The organism is Fibrobacter sp. HC4 (assembly GCF_023373925.1).
Classification (GTDB): Bacteria; Fibrobacterota; Fibrobacteria; order Fibrobacterales; family Fibrobacteraceae; genus Fibrobacter.
Map to the genome: position 1 here is coordinate 39,107 of NZ_JALCZV010000021.1, position 16,327 is coordinate 55,433.

Sequence of the window (16,327 nt, forward strand, 5' to 3'; positions counted from 1 at the left end):
CACCTAGTAGTAAATCGTCACGTCACAAGATTCTTCAGACTCTTGCAAAGACCAGTCTATTTGTACGTCGGGTAAATCGACTTTTAAGTCAAAGAAATTAAAGACTTTCAACTTGCAATTTTCGCCAAAGATTTCACCCTTGTGAAGTTCCGATTTCGGCTTTGTCAGGGAGAATTCACCTTCCTTTAAAGTTCTTATTTTGTCATACCTGGCATCATGGAAAACAATCATATTTGCGTTGGAGCAATACATATCGGTACAGCCATAAATATTCATATACATATCAAGGGCATACCGCTCATTCTTGCCGATTTGACCGAACCGAAAAATCACGTAACCGTTCGCTTGCGAAAGGGAATCCTGATAGAATAGATATAGACTATCGTACCGGACTTTTTCGCCATCAAAAGTAATGACGGTTTTTTGCAGATCCTGATAATTAGAAAGTCGGGTCACAGCACTTTCATCCGAGTTGGGATCCCACTGGGAACAGGCGCAAAGGCAAAGCACTACAGCAACAATCGTTAAGCAAATTTTCTGCATTTCATCCTCCTAGAACAAGTACGATATGGAAGTTGAAGCAAAAATCAAACGTTCGTCTAACTGAGTGCCATTTATAACCGTTAGACCCAGACTATACTGCAGTCCACCATGAGCATTGTAGGTGAAGCCGAAATAATTGGAAAAATAAAAGGGGAACTTAAAGGTGACATCAAAGTCGCTTTCTCTTGAAACATGTTCAAGAAGAATTCCGTCCGGTTCTCTTGTCTTCAAATCCGTGGTCCAAAGCCATGGAATGTTAAACATGGGCACATAAGTCAAGGCCACCGAACCAAGGAATAAGCTGGCATGGGCACCAGTACCACCGCGGAAATTGAACTGGTATTCATCGTATTTACCCTCAAAAGAACCCACATACGTATCACCTCCAAAACCGATTGTTTGGTAAGTGTATATCGCTCTAAAAGAGTAATCAGTTTTACTGTAATCCAGTCCTAGGTAAGTATTAATTCCAACCTCACCGTAACGGCTATTGAGACCTATTGCAGCAGTAACATAAGGCATCGGGTCCAAGCCAAAGCCATACACCAGCAAACGTCTTTCGCTTTTCATTAGAGTTTCTACACTCAGCGACACAGGAAAAGACTTGAAATTGTAATAAATGTCAGCCTTTGACGGATGTAGAAATCTTTCGCCTCCATAAGAATTGTAGGCATCCTTTTTACCGGGGCAATGCTGTTCACCTTCACAAACTACGGCAGCGCCATTAAAAACCCTGGACAAGTGAGAGGATTTTTCGGATGGTTCATGCACAGAGGCGGTTACTCGCATGGCAGAGGAATTCTCTTGCATATTAAATTCCGCGCCACGAACCGTAGGAGGAAGGGAAACATCAAAGGAACCCACATCCACAGCCATCTTATAGGAATCGCCACAACCAGCAAGTCCAAGAAATAGACCGCTGATTACGCAGAGGAGAAACATCTGTATCAAAGTGACCTGTTTCATCGCAAAAAAGATATAAAATTATCTAATTTATTCTCCATGAAGCATCATTCATCCCATACAAATCGACATTTAATCCGTTTGATTTGCATACTATGCGGACTCCTGCTCTACGGCTGCGCCGCACCGGGAAATTCACCGATGCGAACTTTGAAGGTCGAATCCCCGGGAGCAGTTATCGCTACGGTATACCTGGATTCAACCTACGTTGGAACCACACCCTTGACCATGAGCGTCAACCAAGATTCTATAGACGGTTCTCAGTTGTTGGTCATCCATCAAGGCGAAGTTCTCCTCAATAGGAGACTGAAAAAAGATCCCCAAGAAGTAGCGGAATCCCAAAAAACAGCCATGGGCATTGGACTCGTGGCTTCCGGGGCACTAATGCTAACCATGCCCTTTCCATGGGCGTTTATAGCACCAATCACAGCCCTTTCAACATCGAGCGTTATCGCTTATTCAGTTACCCCGGATTCGTTAAAAAACAATTGGACTTACTTTCCCTTAAACCCAACAAATAAACAAGTTCTAACAGCAAAGCCTTCCGCAACTAAATCAAAAGTCGAAACTAAATCCACCATCAAGACAATCGCCAAATCTGACTCCAGTACAAAATTCCGTGAAACCAACCTGACATCTGGCGGAATGCACCACATTCAAAAAACGCTTTTCTGGCTTGACAAAAATTTTGACAAAAAGACGATACATCTCAAAGCATCAATTTATCCGATTGCGGGCAATGACCTAGTCTTATCTTCTGGAATTTGCTACGACAAAAGCAACAGAACCATTTGGCTTCAAAGCGACCTCCATCCAGAAATCACATATCCCATAAATTTGAACGAATTAATCAACAAATGTATTTCACTGGATTCAACACAAAAAGTAAAAAAGAAAAGTATTTGGAAGCCAGTCCTTATCACAACTGGAATTGGAGCCGGTCTGGGTGCATTACTGGGAGGTGACGAACCTAGTGTAGCAGCAGCAGCTTTAGGCGCATTGGGTTTTCTTTACAGCGCCATGTTTTCACTCATCTACTGTGATAGCTATACTGTAGATGGAGAAGAAGATGGAATTTGCCCTCTAGCCCCTCCCGAAAAGGAAGAGTTGGAGAAGTGGTTATCGCAATATCCCTGTGATTCCGATTCACAGTAAAAATGCAGAAGAAAATCAGGTAAAAAAATCATGCCTAAGCGTACTGGTGTTGCAGACTTGCCTTTGCATACGGGGACTGTTCCCCGTTGGCTTGCGGACCGTATGCGAGACTTGGGCAGGCTCATTGCCGAATCCATTGTGGAAAATTACGGCAAGAGGGAATTCCTGGTTCGTTTAAGTGACCCGCTGTGGTTTCAGTCCTTCGGGGCGGTCATGGGAATGGACTGGCATTCCTCGGGAATTACCACCAGCGTGATGTACGCCCTGAAGCGCGGGCTGAACCCAATTGCCAGGGACCTTGGGATTTATGTGTGCGGCGGCCGCGGAAAGTTTTCGCGGGAGACTCCTACGGAACTGCTGCAGATTGCAGACCAGACCGGCGTGGACGGGAATTACCTGAAGCGCACCAGCTGTCTTTGCGCCAAGGTGGACAACACCGCGGTGCAAGACGGATTCCAGCTTTATCAGCATAATTTTATCGTGACGGATGAGGGCGACTGGGCGGTGGTTCAGCAGGGCATGAATACGGACGCCCGGGCTGCAAGACGTTACCACTGGTGTTCTTCTAACTTGCGTTCTTTTGTAGAAGAACCCCACGCAGGCGTGGTAGGCGAAAACCGCGGGCAGATTCTGAACTTGACTCATCAGGAAGCAGGCATTACCCGCAACTCCATTCTGGAACTGACTCACGAAAATCCCGACAGGATGATGCGTGAAATCCGACAGATGGTAACTCCAAGTTCCTCTATGGTGGTATCGCCACAGATGGACTTATTTGCGCCCATTGTCGCGCCGGATGGTACGCCGGTCCGCCTCGGTTCCCGAGATCCCATTATCGCAAATTCATCCCGCGACTGCATTATGCCTAGCCGCCATGAAGTCCGCGCAGAAGATGTGGACCTGAAGCGCCTTGGGGGCGTACTTGCAACCGCCTACGAATCCGACCCCAAGGATTTTGAAAGTCTGCTGTTAACACCGGGACTTGGCCCCCGCACTTTGCAATCCCTCACTCTCGTCAGCGAAGTGATTAACGGAACTCCTTCCCGCTTTAGGGACCCTGCCCGCTATTCCTTTGCCCACGGTGGCAAGGATGGGCACCCCTTCCCTGTTCCCACCAGAGTTTACGACGAATCCATTCGCGTTCTGAAAGGCGCTATTGAAAAGGCGAAAATCGGCGACCGAGATAAAATGGATTGCCTCAACCGCCTTCACGCCACCCAGCTGGCCATCGAAAAAGACTGCGAACCTCTCGCCGACTTCGACAAAACTATTGATCACGAAAAAAAACACTCCCAAGAGTGGGGCGGAAGAACGGTTTAAGGAGCGTTCTAGATTTTTTCGTCTGGGGCTTGTCCGTCGTGGGCAAGCCATTTGCATTCCGTCAATTCCATGTCGGTAAATACAGCCCTAAAGGAGGAATCTTCGGGACTGCAGGCGTAAATGCCAAACTGAATTTCGTCGGTAGCTTTCCACATGTGGCAAATTCGCATTTGTGAAAAGTTGGAACCGTCTTCGGAACATTCAATGCAGAAATCATTTTCGCGACGGCTGAAGCGATACCACATGGATTTAATATCGGCACTGATTGCGGTGGTAGCCCAGTCCGAATATCCCATGTTGGTAGCAACACTTCCAAGATGCTGGAACTTTTCATTCTCGTATTCGATGGAAGCCTTCAACCAGTTTTCGCTATCCAGATACATGGCCACGCCGCACTGGTCAAAACGATGCTTGCTTTCGAAAGAAGTCTTCACGACGAAAGAGAAAAACTTCTCTGCAGTCTTGATCTGAAGAACCGGTGCGTTATCATTTCGGAAATGATAATAGGTTCTTTGCCAAAGGTCCGTATGAGGTTCCGTAATGATTTCAATAACATCATCCGTAATGGAAAACTTTTTCGGAGCCCTAGTCCAGAACCAATCTTTTGCATTAATCTTCATTACTTGTCCTTCACACATCTTACAGAAAGTCCAAAGTCCTTTCCGTAGGGATAAACGGAAACATCCTTGCGGCCAGCCATCATGTGGACGCCGATTGCTTTTTTGCTGGGCGCGGCATCACCATCCTGCAAGTTTGTGCCATCCTGCGACACACCCTCTTCCGTGGCGCTCCACAGATAAGCGTACATTGTTTGGCGATCGAAGCGACCGCGGTAATCACGGAAACCAGACGGCGTTCCGTTAAATCCATATTCATCGGAGCCGTTGCCGTAATGGCTCCAGCCATCGGCGGATTTCAACTTGACGCCTGCGGAGTCCCGACCGCCTACGTCTGCGAAAAGCTGTTCAAATTCTGCGGCCGTGGGCAGGTGCCAACCGGCGGGGCACACGTTCTTCGCTACATCCCAGTTATAAAATCTGCCGTACTTTCTACAATCATAACCAAAGCGGGTATAGCACCAACTTTCTTCCGCGGCAAAGCTCAGGTTCTCCGCCATCCAAACCTGGGAACCAATTTTTACCGTCCTGTATTCCTGATTATCTCGGGAATCTTTTAAGATGTCCTGCGCAAATACTTGCAAACTCATCAGAAGGAATACAAATATGCCAAAGCGAAATTTCATCATCAGATATTAAAATAAAAAAAGCCGATGCCGATTTTCATCGGCATGACTTCAATCATCAGGAACATGAGCTTTTATCAACGATTCAATCGGACCGTTCGCCTAATTCCATCAGCAGATTGCAACAGGTAAACGCCCTTGTTATACCCAGCAGTCTTTAGGATCGTTTCAAAAGCGGCGCCATCCACGCGGACACTTCCCAAGACCTTGCCCATCAAATCAAAGACTCGGTAATTCTTGGAAGCAGCATTCATTGCATAGCTACGGATAATTCCAACACTGGAATCAGGAGGAGTGATGGGGTCACCGGATACAGCGAACGTAATATAATCAATATCCATCCAGCTTCCCGTTACCGTGAATCGCAAGACATGTTCACCTTCGCTGAGATTCACGCCACTGGCCGCGTTAACATTGTTGAAATCATCGTAGTTGTCTTTGCCCTCATTCTTGGGGACCGCAATGGATTCCGTAATGTCCTTGCCATCCATGGAAAGCTTGAAACTGGAAGTATTGTTGGCGGAAGCTACGGAAGCAAATACATCGTACTTGCCGGTTTCTGCAACCTTCACCGTGTATTCCAGCCATTCCCCTTCCTGGTTGTAGCCCACCACAACCTTGTCGCCTTTCTTATAAAGGTCAACGCCAGTATCCTTGCGGTAACCGCTGTCGCCGTGATTTTCAGAATCGTTATCCTTGTAGGAATCGTTACCGGAACCTACGCCTGGAATGTCAAAATCTTCAGCTTCAATCTTTCCGGGAATAGTCGCCGCCACACCTTTAAACGGCTGCTGAGGCATTGGCTCGACAGGAGCACGGTTCATATGTTCCAGCATCACCTTAGCGTAACGCTTGCCAAATTCAATGTAACCGTCGCGGTTAAAATGATAGCTATCGCCAGCGCTTCCAAGACCAGATGAAGAAACCGGCCAGGCATTATCCATCACCTTGGTAATGCGCTGCACCTGACTTGTGCTAAAGCCCCTGCAGCAGCCATCTTCACGCATTTCGCCAGCCAGCAGCGGCACCGTATCGGAACTGAGTCCAAGATCGGTCAGCATGTCGTCACGAATTTTCTTGAGGTCTTCGGCCCAATGGTTATTGTTCCAGTCCGATTCACCCTGGTGAACAATGATACCCTTGATGACACCATCCTTCTGGGCAATCTTTGCAAGGTCTATAATTCGCTTGTACAAATTGCTATCGTAAGCCTTGGCCCAGTTAATAATCCAGTTTTCCTTTTGACGATCAGGATCTTCGAGATAAGCCTGCCAGTTGTCCTTATCGAACAACTTGAGTGCAGTACCACCCACAGCAACTGAAATAATGCCAACGGTTACATCGGGCAAGGAATCCACCAAGGTGCGGCCAAAATAATCTGCAACAGAAATACTGGGAGGATTATCGCAGTTTGCCAACTGGGAAGTTGCATCGGTCCAGACACCCATGGTGCGACCCTTTGCGGGGCAATCCATAGAAGGCAAAAGTTTAAATCGCGGATAAGGCTTTGTTTCTGGTTCTGCAGCGCCTGCGGCACCCGCCATATTGGACTGGCCAAAGGCAATGTAGATGTGGAAATTCGGATCGGGCGCAGCACTCGCCAAAGTGGCCGCCGCAGCCAAGGACAAAATCAATTTTTTCATATTGGTACCCATACAATCTTAAGATACCCTTTTGCGCGACCAAAATGCCCATATATATGGAACTTCTCCTTGACAAATTATCCACGAGGTACGGCACTTTTCAAGGGACATATTTTTTATCATTGTGCAGGATGAAAATTCAAGTTCTTATAGACAATCGTAAATTTTCGGGAAATCCAGGTGCCAAAACCGAAGTCTGTTCCTGCGACGCATTGACGCCGGAATGGGGACTCTCCGCATTCATTGAATTCAATGGTCATCGAATTCTTTTGGATACCGGAGCGTCAGCAAACTTTGCAGAAAACGCAACTGCACTGGGAGTAGATTTAAGCACCGTTGACGCAGGCGTTCTAAGCCACGCCCATTATGACCACGCCGGTGGCATGGAAGCATTTTTCAAGGCAAATGACCACGCCTGTTTTTACCTGCGGGAAGGTGCCGGCGAAAACTGCTACAGCAGGCATAAATTCCTCAAGCTGTTTTCCTATCAGAAATACATCGGCATACACCGCGGCTGGCTCAAGCGCTACAGCGAACGCATCAAGTTTGTAGGCAGTTCCTCTCGCGAAGCCGCGAGTAGTCCCACGGAAATCCTGCCGGGCGTATTTCTGGTAGGTCACAACGACACAATATTCAGCGCAGAAAGCCGCGCCGCAATCGCCGCCCGCAACGGCCTTTCCATCAAGCTGAACGGCAAATACATTCCCGACAGTTTCAATCACGAACAGAGCCTTGTCTTCGACACACTTCAGGGCTTGTTCATCATGAACAGTTGCAGCCACGGCGGAGCCGACAACATCGTGAAGGAAATTCAGATTGCCTTCCCCGGCAAAAAGATTTACGCAATCTTGGGCGGTTTCCATTTATACAAGACGCCGGATTCTAAAGTCCGTGAATTTGCAGAACGCCTCCGCGCCCTCGATGTCCAGAAAATTTATACAGGCCACTGCACTGGCGATCGCGCCTACGAAATTTTAAAGGGCGTTCTCGGAGACCGCGCAGAGCAAATGTACACGGGTTTGGAAATAGAAATTTAGCCTTTCGGCTACACTCAAGGATATGGATCCTTCACTACGTTCAGGATGACGATTTTAAACAAATAATCAAAAACAATACTATCTTATTGAACATGAAAAACGAAAGTATTTCCCTCGAAAATCTTGAAAACATCAAGGGCAATCCCAAGGCCCTTTTGCCTATCGCCATCTTCCTAGTGCTTTATCTTGGACTTGGCATCACCTTTGAATACGTCCTGAAGGTCCCCATGGGCTTCTACAACATCCCCATTGTAGCGGCTTTCCTGATTGCCATTTTTGTGGCTTGCATTCAGAACCGCAAGTTGAATTTTGACAAGAAGATGAACGTGATGGCAGGCGCTTTAGGTGACCGCAACATTTTCCTCATGATTCTGGTGTTCTTGTGCGCCGGTATCTTCGCTGGAATTCTGGGGCGTTCCAGCGCCAGTGCGGCAGCCTACTTGCTATTGGATTTTATTCCGTCCCAGTTTGCGGTGGTGGTCTTGTTCGTAGTGGCGGCCTTCGTCTCTACCGCCATGGGAACTTCCGTAGGCACCATCGCGGTGGTTTCGCCAATCGCCATTGAAGTGGCAGGTGCCGCAGGATTCAGCATCCCCTTCTGCGTGGCATCTGTCATTGGCGGCGCCATGTTCGGCGATAACTTGAGCTTTATTTCTGACACCACCATCGCAGCCACCTCCACACAGGGCTGCAAGATGAAGGATAAGTTCAAGGTGAATTTCTGGATCGCCTTGCCTGCCGCCTTGGCAGCCATCGTGATTATTACAGCCATCTCCTTCGCCACCGACGCCCACGAAGTAGTAAGCGCCGACTACAAGCTGATCCAGCTGATGCCCTACGTTTTGGTACTGGCTTTGGCTCTGGTCGGCATCAACGTCTTCATGGTCTTGCTGGTGGGTATCGTAGCGGCCGCCGTCGTTATGGTAGGTAGCGGCGAGCTCAACTTTGTCGGACTTCTCTCCCACATCGGCAATGGAATTTCCGGCATGTACGAAACCATCATGGTAGCCGTTTTGGTCAGCGCCCTCTGCGGACTTATTCGCATTCACGGCGGATTCGCCGCTCTGCTGGATTTCATCCACAAGGTTTTCAAGGGCCATAGAAGCGGTCAGCTGGGCGTCGGCCTTCTGGTAAGCGCCATGGACGTAGCCACTGCCAACAACACCGTAGCCATCGTCATGGCGGCTCCCATCGCCAAGCAGATGAGCGACGAATACAGAATCTCCCCGCAAAAGACCGCCTCCCTCCTGGATATTTTCGGATGCATTTTGCAAGGTCTGCTCCCCTACGGTGCCCAGATGCTGGTAGCCCTTTCCGCCATCGCATCGGCAGCAACCGCAAATACCGCAGCCGGCGCAGTGGTCAACGGTGTCGAAGCAGTGGTCAACGGTGTCGAAGCGGTGAACGTCAGCGCCTTCGACATCATCCCCTACATGTTCTATCCCTTCCTGCTCTTGATCAGTGTGCTGGCCTTTATCGCCATCTCCCCCAAGAGAAAGAAGAATGTCTAAGGCCGCTTTTCGCGCGATCCTGGCAATTCCACATTGGAATAGCGATTTGCAGCACTCCCCCTTGCGTCCACGAACATTCTGCCGTATATTATAGACATAGACCGGATGTTAACCGGAACGCGGGGCCTGCGGGACCTGCTGAGATAGAAACGAGTCGGCCCTTCGGCGCCGACCGTTTTTTTTGGGACTTTTTTTCAAAAATAGGTTACTAAACAAGCGTTTTAATACGATTTAGTAACCCCAATTTTAGTTTATTCAAAATGAAAGCCACATTCACGAGCTATTTTACAAGGTGCACAGGTTACTACTATCTATTTTTTATCCTTTTTAGTAACCCCAAAAACGTATTTTTCCTCATCAAAGTAGATAAAATAATTAATTTATACAAAATAAAGGTTACTAAATGAACTTTTCTTGCCCATTTAGTAACCTCAAAATGAAAATCTGACTTTTTAAAATCGCTTTTCGAATTTAGCGAATGGCACGAAGCCTTGTTCCCTCGCGGGGCTATTTCTTCTTGGACTTTTTCTTGGCGGCCTTCACATTGGCGAGAGCGGCTTTCAAGGCTTCCTTTTCGGCCTGCTGTTCTTCGGGAGTGGGCTTGGTATCTTCAACCAGACGGTCGGCCCATTCATCCCAGAAGCGGCAACGTTCGCCGTCCAATTTCATCTTGGCGAATTTGACGGGTTCCGTTTCTACAGCCAGAGTTACAACAGATTCCTTGTAAGCCTGCGGGAGGCCAGAAACGTGAGCCATGCGCTGCTTCAGTTCCGCCACAGTAGCGTCAAGAATTTCTACGCCAAAGCGACGTTCAATGTAACGGCGGGTAATGAAGCCCATAGACATAAAGTAGTCGCCCTGGTTTCCTTCGGCAAGGTAATTGCGAACGCGAAGTTCCTTGAGAGCCAAGACCGCTTCTTCGTAAGGCGGCAGACGGGGAGCCGCACCCTGCTTGCGTAATTTCTTGTGCAGGAGCCAGCCAGCCACCACCAGCAAGATGGCACCAAGTACACCCAGCAAAATATACAGCCACTGAGGCAGGCGGGGGTCAGCCATGGGGTCTTCCACTTCCAGGATGTCCTCTTCTTCGCCGGTGGTGCGGGGAGCAACCTTCACGGCCACGGGGTCTGTATTGGTGCGCACGGTATCGCTACCCACAACAGCCAACACCTGCTGGGGAGCGATCATGAAATCGCCGCCGACAAAAGTGTTCAACGTTGCAAGCCAGGTAAATTTTGCAGTGCCCTTGGGCATACCCTCGGTAATACGTTCATTCTTCATTTCCTTCACTTCGAAGCTACCGAGATTTCCTACGAAGCTGGGCAAATCCACAATGGCGTTTTCGGGAGCGGTCACGGAGATTTCGTAATTGAACATATCACCGATAAACACCTGGGCGTTATCCACGTTGGCCTTGACACTTACATCGAAGGCGAAACTCCAGGAAGCCACAAGACATACCAGCAGGGCAATCAGCGAAAAACGACGTACCAAAATAATGTTCTTCATAAAAATTAGCGTTCCAAAACCGCGATTTCAATATTCTTCAAGGAATATACAAAATTTCGACTATGGCAAGCCAACCCAAAAATGTGGACTCGGGAAAGAAAAAGCTAGATTGAAAGAACTACGTTATGAATGGATCCGTTTTCAAGAAGCTGGCAATTGCGCTATTGGGCTGCACCCTTTTTTGGGGAGTGCCCGCCTGCGCGCAGACAGATTCTACGCAAACGGATTCCGCCCAAACAGCCACGGTCCAGACCGAGGCGGCCATTGACTCTAGCTTTCGAACCAGCGTAAACCACAACTTTACCTGGGCAGCCTTTGTACTGACTCACAAGGCGCTCCGCAATTCGGAATCCCTGCACAATTGGCCGTTCTTCCCGCTGGCAACCCCCATTGCCTGGAACAGCGATTTCCGTGCCGAAAAGGATCTGGGCAAACTGCTGACTTTGAAAGGAATGGTGGGTTCAAACCTGAGCATCATGGACCTGGGATTCAACAGCGACATTACCCTGGAAGCAATCCACTTGTTGGAGCTGGGCATATCCGCAAACATCCATTCCTCCTTCAACTACGGAAGTTACGCCACCTTCATGGGCGTATACAATGCTGAGGAAGGTGCGTTTGACAGGGATATGTTCATGACGGCTTTTTCCTACGGAATCAAATACCGAGTAGGCGCCACCATTCCCTTGATCGCCTTTTTGCCCAGGAGCAAATGGACCAGGATTGTATTGAGGCCAAACGCCAACTGGACCTTTACCAAGTACACCAATGCCGAAGAGGGTGAAATCTGGAAATGCGGTTCGGAGTATTCTGCAAACGGATACCGCTACCGGTATGGAGGAACATTAATTTATATGTTGCCATTCCAGCGATTCCCCATGCTCATGGTCAACGCCGGTGTAGGCGGATTTTTAAGGTCCACCAAATTTGACGAAGTTTACGATGGTTATGATCCCTACTTCAAGACCTTTAGCATCATGCCCATGCTGAGCATAAAGGTTAACGAAAAATGGAATGGCATGATCATGGCAAACTTCTCCAGGGATCGCAAATACAGGAATTACCATTACGAAGTCACTGAGGAACTTCTACAGGAAAGAATCGGAAGCGAGTGGGGCACAAAAGTCATCATGGCGACTTTTTCCCGAAAGTTCTAGGGGATCGACTAAACGCAAGCGGCCAAGCGATTTGGAATCTCACCTAGGCGAGACTTTGGCAGCCCGACGTTTAACGGCCCAGCAGTCTTTTCTTCCGCAACGCTGCAGACGGATGTTCACGATAAATTAACGAAAAAAGAACCGTATGCGGAATCTCGCAAGAGGCAAGTTCGCGCAGCGCCTTTTTAGCCACCTGCTTGTCAGTCGCTTCCAGAGCATACTTGTCGCATTCGTATTCCTGATTCCAGCAATAGAAATGGAACAGCACGCGGCCAGGAACCGCCACCACATGGAGCCAGAGGATAGCCGCCCACAGAGGCAAACCGTAGCGTCCCATCAGCATGGCCAACAGACCCACCGCAAGCATAAGCACCGCCACCTTGAAAAGGTTCCGCAAAACACTATGGTGATAAACACCGTGAGCTTCTTCATGGAACTTCACGAAGTTCCCGACCAGAGGTTCCTTGCGGCTTTCGGGCAATGGTACAATATCGTTCACCAGAGGAATCAGGCGAAGCACCCCAAAGGCGCCAGCCTTCACCTGCGTCAGGCGGGCTTCACGCACTTCGAGAACAGCACGGGCCACCACCTCCACAGCAAGCAAAATCCAGAGGGCCACCATCATGGGCTAGACCTCAAGCTTTGAAACTTTAGCCACAGAGGTAAGCTTACGCAGCTTCTCTTCGACGCGGGCCTTTTCCCATTCCGTAAAGCCCTTGTCCACAGGATGGGCATCGTCGTAGTCGTCAAAGATTTCGCGACCGCGTTCGTTATCCTTGTCAAGACCGTGAGACACGCGTTCGAACCAGTCCTTTTCTAGCTGGCGGTAACGCTTCAGAAGATCTTCCAGAGTTTCGGGCAGGGGCACCACACGGACAACATCCTTGTTGGTTTCAGTTTCCGTCATAATCAGGCGGCGCAGTTCCTTGACCGGCTGCATCTGCAAATTGGCATCGCCCGCCACAAAGTTGATGATGGCATCCAGGACGTAACGTTCCAGATATTCCGCATAAGTATGCAGAGCCTGCTGACGTACTCGTTCACGCAAAAAGTTTTCGCCAAGGCCATCGATATGTTCCTTGGTGTAGACATCGCGAATAGTGGACACCTGCAAACGGCAATAGGCATCGTAAACATAGCGCACCGTTTCGGGGCTAAAGATGCTATAGAATCCGACAGGAATAATACCCTTGCCGCGAACGGAATACTTATAGGCATTACGGTCCAGGGCGTAGGCATTGCGGGCATAGTTCCAGCCCGGTACGATTTCGTTCAGGCGTGCAGGCACACCCATAAGCTGCGGATCGCCGGGGCGCACCAGGGAGAAGGGGAACTTCAAACGCTGGGGCATGGTGGTCACGCCGGTGGCAATCAACGAAAACGGTGACTCGCGATAGTTGGCGGGGAACTTGATGTTCACGCCCAGGCCAAAGAACATCCCCTGACCAGGCATCACTTCCTGATCGGGCATGCGGCCGGTATGGTTGCTACCCACGTTGGCGCCATAACCCAGGTTGCCGCAACCATCGGGCCAGAGAGCAGCAATCAACAGGGAATGGTGATGCATCTGGGTCATGGGACCCATATAGGAACTGTTGACCTCACCCTCTTCGATATGGCAGCAGGGGGCGATAATAGAAGACTTGACGATGGCCTTGCAAGCCACCTTCACGCGGTTCATCAGAACGGATCCCTGAACTTCGGCACCGGTGTGGATGGTAACGCCCATCTGCACATTGGAGTTCTCAAGAATCACGGAGTCATAAACGTGGCTGGGATCTTCCAGAGAACTGAGCACCACAGAATTTCTGATCTTGGAAGCGCCTTCGATACGGGCGTGGGAACCAATCCAGCTGTTACGAATGATATTGGTATTGCTTACGACAGCGCCCTTACCCACCAGACCAAAGGGAAGATCCATCTCTTCGCGGTAGGCGGCCAGCTGTTCGGCAAAGGCCTTATTCACTTCGGCATCGGCCTTGTGGAAAAGCTGGGCATCCACAAGGTCCATGGTAATTTCCGGGAACACCAGAACAGAGCGGCCACCCATCTCGTTACCCACAGACATGGACGAACCGATTTTATAGCTGATCTTTCCACTGCTAACAATGGAACCTACGTTGTGTATGACAGCGCTACTGCGAACAAGAACGTTACTAAGCATGGCCACCTTATAGATCAGCGCATTCTCGATAATGCAACCATGGACCATGCTGTCATAGACACCTGTCGGGAACGAAACGTCACCCGGGAGCAACAAAGTTCCAAAAAAGCGGGGCAGGTACACCTCACCTACAAAAATGGACCGATGAATACGACCGGCATCGAAATCCGGTTCCACCATCACCTTATCCCAAGATTCAGAACGGTTGCCGTTACCTTCCAGAATCTGAATTTCTTCGGGAGTCAACGGGCGATATTTGGAAGTGGCGGCCTTAATTGCCTTGAAGTTTTCAACGGCAGCAGCCAAAACACTATTCTTCAGCACTTTTTTCAATTTCAACAGTCGTTGCATGGCACAAAAATAGCCTAAATTTGTGCCGATGATGAAAGACCTGCTATTCAATTTGATTGGAAAACACAAATACGATATTTCTATCTACACAGAAGAAATTTTTGAAAGACGTTGCCAAGAAGAAATTATCCGTAGCGATGAGGATAACAGTTCTTTCGTGTATATCGAATTTGACTTCGAAACCGTTCGCAAGGAACTGGGCAGCGACGAAGCCAACGATAAATTCTGGGAAGTCTTCCTAGCCTCCCTGCACAAGAGCAATCGCGGAAGCGACATTATCGGTTTCCTGGAAATGGGATCCGGACTAGGCATGCTCTTGCTGGATTCTAAAATCGAAGGCTGGAACAGAGTGAGGGGCCGTATCGAACAGATGGGATCCACCATGGGTTTCAATCAGGTCAACAAGCTGCTGAACAGCGTCGTAAAGCCCATCGTTTACCCAACCTGCATCCAGGTTTCTGGCGACACGACCACCATGAATGTCGTCAACGCAGATATCACAGGTTAAGATGGTCCAGAAAGTTCTTGTCATCGGCTCAGTCTATCCCCGCTTTCATGAAGACGCCGAAGTCCCCTGGCTCCGAGCCTCTATCGCCCACTTGAAAGAAGCGGGCATCGACGTACAAGTACTTGCTCCTACATACAAAGGTCTGAAGAGCCACGAAATTGACGGTGTGCCGGTCAACCGATTCCGCTACGCCCCCAAGGACTGGGAAATGCTGACCCACGAAGAAGGCGCCCCCAGCAAGATGGCCTCCAAGCCCTGGCTGCAGCTTCTGGCAATTCCCTATATCATCAGCGGTTTCTTCCGCTGCATCAGCCTATGCCGCAAGTGGAAACCGGACGTGATTCACGCCCACTGGCCCTTTCCCCACGCCTACATCGCCCTAGGCGCCGCCAAGCTTTTTAGGATTCCCCTGGTGCTGAACTTTCATGGTGCGGAGCTCCTTCTGATCCGAAAGAAGAAATGGGTGAAGCCCCTATTGAAATTTGCAATCGGTCAAGCGCAAGCTGTTTTTGCCAACAGCAGTTTTACCGCAGGCAAGATCAAGGCCATCCGCAACGTGAACGTGGAATGGAGCCCCTACGGAACAACGCTTGGTTCAGACGAGAGGGACGGCAAGCCCGAGAATCAGATGCACCCAGTCAACGGAAAGTTCAAGATTCTTTTCGTGGGTAGACATATTGAACGTAAAGGGATCTGCTACCTGATCGAGGCCGCCAAACACTTGCCTGCAGACAAGTTCGAAATCCGTATCGTCGGAGTAGGCGACCTGACCGAAGAACTGAAAAAGCAGGCGGCTCTGTTAGACGAGAGCGCAGGTCAACACTGCGACATCATTTTTACAGGTAAGCTTTCTCCTGCAGACCTGGAAGCGGAATACCGTAACGCCAATGTCTTTACCCTACCCGCCATCGTAGACCACAAGGGTGACACCGAAGGTTTGGGTGTGGTATTGATCGAAGCCATGGAACTGGGACTCCCTATCGTGGCAAGCAACGTAGGCGGAATTCCCGACGTAGTTGTAGACAACGTAAGTGGCCTGCTAGTTCCGGAAAAAGATCCGGTCGCCCTGGCCGACGCCTTCAAGCGACTGGCTGCCGAACCCGAACTGGTCCAGAAACTCCTTGCAGGTTCCCGCAAGCGAATCCAGGATTGCTTTACCTGGGACGGCATCATCCAGAGACAGATTGCCGTTTACAACAAAGTCATTAAATAATCAATAAAAG

At 49.3% G+C, this 16,327-nt stretch carries 15 protein-coding genes; 7 read left to right on the forward strand and 8 right to left on the reverse strand.

Annotation, left to right across the window (positions count from 1 at the left end):
• Positions 1 to 3 precede the first annotated feature (3 nt).
• Positions 4 to 543: a hypothetical protein gene (locus MMG03_RS12920; RefSeq protein ID WP_249506452.1), complete on the reverse strand. Its 540-nt coding sequence runs from the start codon at positions 541 to 543 to the stop codon at positions 4 to 6.
• Between the two features lie 9 nt (positions 544 to 552).
• The gene (locus MMG03_RS12925) at positions 553 to 1,485 is read right to left on the reverse strand and encodes a hypothetical protein (protein ID WP_249506453.1); all 933 of its coding nucleotides are present in this window, start codon (positions 1,483 to 1,485) and stop codon (positions 553 to 555) included.
• A 162-nt stretch (positions 1,486 to 1,647) separates the two neighbouring features.
• Between MMG03_RS12925 and MMG03_RS12930 the strand changes: the two genes are divergently transcribed.
• Positions 1,648 to 2,661, forward strand: coding sequence for a hypothetical protein (locus MMG03_RS12930; RefSeq protein ID WP_249506454.1), 1,014 nt, complete (start codon positions 1,648 to 1,650; stop codon positions 2,659 to 2,661).
• Between the two features lie 30 nt (positions 2,662 to 2,691).
• Positions 2,692 to 3,981 (forward strand): DUF763 domain-containing protein, encoded by a 1,290-nt coding sequence (locus MMG03_RS12935; RefSeq protein WP_249506455.1) that lies wholly within the window; start codon positions 2,692 to 2,694, stop codon positions 3,979 to 3,981.
• An 8-nt stretch (positions 3,982 to 3,989) separates the two neighbouring features.
• On the opposite strand, the gene MMG03_RS12940 is transcribed toward MMG03_RS12935, so the two are convergent.
• The 3 genes from MMG03_RS12940 to MMG03_RS12950 form a co-directional block, all read right to left on the reverse strand.
• Positions 3,990 to 4,601, reverse strand: a complete 612-nt coding sequence (locus MMG03_RS12940; RefSeq protein WP_249506456.1) for a DUF1349 domain-containing protein — start codon at positions 4,599 to 4,601, stop codon at positions 3,990 to 3,992.
• Positions 4,601 to 5,188, reverse strand: a complete 588-nt coding sequence (locus tag MMG03_RS12945) for a fibrobacter succinogenes major paralogous domain-containing protein (protein WP_249506457.1) — start codon at positions 5,186 to 5,188, stop codon at positions 4,601 to 4,603. The genes MMG03_RS12940 and MMG03_RS12945 overlap by 1 nt, the downstream gene beginning before the upstream one ends.
• 113 nt (positions 5,189 to 5,301) lie before the next feature.
• Positions 5,302 to 6,867, reverse strand: coding sequence for a sialate O-acetylesterase (locus MMG03_RS12950; protein ID WP_249506458.1), 1,566 nt, complete (start codon positions 6,865 to 6,867; stop codon positions 5,302 to 5,304).
• A 131-nt stretch (positions 6,868 to 6,998) separates the two neighbouring features.
• Between MMG03_RS12950 and MMG03_RS12955 the strand changes: the two genes are divergently transcribed.
• Both MMG03_RS12955 and MMG03_RS12960 read left to right on the forward strand, forming a co-directional pair.
• Entirely contained in the window at positions 6,999 to 7,904 is a 906-nt protein-coding gene (locus MMG03_RS12955; protein WP_249506459.1) for an MBL fold metallo-hydrolase, read from the forward strand.
• A 92-nt stretch (positions 7,905 to 7,996) separates the two neighbouring features.
• Positions 7,997 to 9,415 (forward strand): Na+/H+ antiporter NhaC family protein, encoded by a 1,419-nt coding sequence (locus MMG03_RS12960; RefSeq protein ID WP_249506460.1) that lies wholly within the window; start codon positions 7,997 to 7,999, stop codon positions 9,413 to 9,415.
• A gap of 507 nt (positions 9,416 to 9,922) precedes the next feature.
• On the opposite strand, the gene MMG03_RS12965 is transcribed toward MMG03_RS12960, so the two are convergent.
• Positions 9,923 to 10,924, reverse strand: coding sequence for a hypothetical protein (locus MMG03_RS12965; protein WP_249506461.1), 1,002 nt, complete (start codon positions 10,922 to 10,924; stop codon positions 9,923 to 9,925).
• 125 nt (positions 10,925 to 11,049) lie between these two features.
• On the opposite strand from MMG03_RS12965, the gene MMG03_RS12970 reads away from it, so the two are divergent.
• A complete protein-coding gene (locus MMG03_RS12970) occupies positions 11,050 to 12,081 on the forward strand; it encodes a hypothetical protein (protein ID WP_073161248.1) in 1,032 nt (343 codons plus the stop codon).
• 70 nt (positions 12,082 to 12,151) lie between these two features.
• On the opposite strand, the gene MMG03_RS12975 is transcribed toward MMG03_RS12970, so the two are convergent.
• Positions 12,152 to 12,706, reverse strand: a complete 555-nt coding sequence (locus MMG03_RS12975) for a M48 family metalloprotease (RefSeq protein WP_073161249.1) — start codon at positions 12,704 to 12,706, stop codon at positions 12,152 to 12,154.
• Positions 12,707 to 12,709: 3 nt separating this feature from the next.
• The gene (locus MMG03_RS12980; protein ID WP_073161250.1) at positions 12,710 to 14,596 is read right to left on the reverse strand and encodes a DUF4954 family protein; all 1,887 of its coding nucleotides are present in this window, start codon (positions 14,594 to 14,596) and stop codon (positions 12,710 to 12,712) included.
• A 28-nt stretch (positions 14,597 to 14,624) separates the two neighbouring features.
• On the opposite strand from MMG03_RS12980, the gene MMG03_RS12985 reads away from it, so the two are divergent.
• Both MMG03_RS12985 and MMG03_RS12990 read left to right on the forward strand, forming a co-directional pair.
• Positions 14,625 to 15,104, forward strand: coding sequence for a hypothetical protein (locus tag MMG03_RS12985; protein ID WP_073161251.1), 480 nt, complete (start codon positions 14,625 to 14,627; stop codon positions 15,102 to 15,104).
• Between the two features lies 1 nt (position 15,105).
• On the forward strand, positions 15,106 to 16,317 hold the full coding sequence (locus tag MMG03_RS12990; protein WP_073237716.1) for a glycosyltransferase: 1,212 nt from the start codon (positions 15,106 to 15,108) through the stop codon (positions 16,315 to 16,317).
• The last annotated feature ends 10 nt before the right edge of the window (positions 16,318 to 16,327 follow it).

Bases quoted from the DNA above. Each gene is read 5' to 3' on its own strand.
- MMG03_RS12920 (WP_249506452.1), bottom strand. From the start codon at position 543: ATGCAGAAAATTTGCTTAACGATTGTTGCTGTAGTGCTTTGCCTTTGC.
- MMG03_RS12925 (WP_249506453.1), bottom strand. From the start codon at position 1,485: ATGTTTCTCCTCTGCGTAATCAGCGGTCTATTTCTTGGACTTGCTGGT.
- MMG03_RS12930 (WP_249506454.1), top strand. From the start codon at position 1,648: ATGCGAACTTTGAAGGTCGAATCCCCGGGAGCAGTTATCGCTACGGTA.
- MMG03_RS12935 (WP_249506455.1), top strand. From the start codon at position 2,692: ATGCCTAAGCGTACTGGTGTTGCAGACTTGCCTTTGCATACGGGGACT.
- MMG03_RS12940 (WP_249506456.1), bottom strand. From the start codon at position 4,601: ATGAAGATTAATGCAAAAGATTGGTTCTGGACTAGGGCTCCGAAAAAG.
- MMG03_RS12945 (WP_249506457.1), bottom strand. From the start codon at position 5,188: ATGAGTTTGCAAGTATTTGCGCAGGACATCTTAAAAGATTCCCGAGAT.
- MMG03_RS12950 (WP_249506458.1), bottom strand. From the start codon at position 6,867: ATGAAAAAATTGATTTTGTCCTTGGCTGCGGCGGCCACTTTGGCGAGT.
- MMG03_RS12955 (WP_249506459.1), top strand. From the start codon at position 6,999: ATGAAAATTCAAGTTCTTATAGACAATCGTAAATTTTCGGGAAATCCA.
- MMG03_RS12960 (WP_249506460.1), top strand. From the start codon at position 7,997: ATGAAAAACGAAAGTATTTCCCTCGAAAATCTTGAAAACATCAAGGGC.
- MMG03_RS12965 (WP_249506461.1), bottom strand. From the start codon at position 10,924: ATGAAGAACATTATTTTGGTACGTCGTTTTTCGCTGATTGCCCTGCTG.
- MMG03_RS12970 (WP_073161248.1), top strand. From the start codon at position 11,050: ATGAATGGATCCGTTTTCAAGAAGCTGGCAATTGCGCTATTGGGCTGC.
- MMG03_RS12975 (WP_073161249.1), bottom strand. From the start codon at position 12,706: ATGATGGTGGCCCTCTGGATTTTGCTTGCTGTGGAGGTGGTGGCCCGT.
- MMG03_RS12980 (WP_073161250.1), bottom strand. From the start codon at position 14,596: ATGCAACGACTGTTGAAATTGAAAAAAGTGCTGAAGAATAGTGTTTTG.
- MMG03_RS12985 (WP_073161251.1), top strand. From the start codon at position 14,625: ATGATGAAAGACCTGCTATTCAATTTGATTGGAAAACACAAATACGAT.
- MMG03_RS12990 (WP_073237716.1), top strand. From the start codon at position 15,106: ATGGTCCAGAAAGTTCTTGTCATCGGCTCAGTCTATCCCCGCTTTCAT.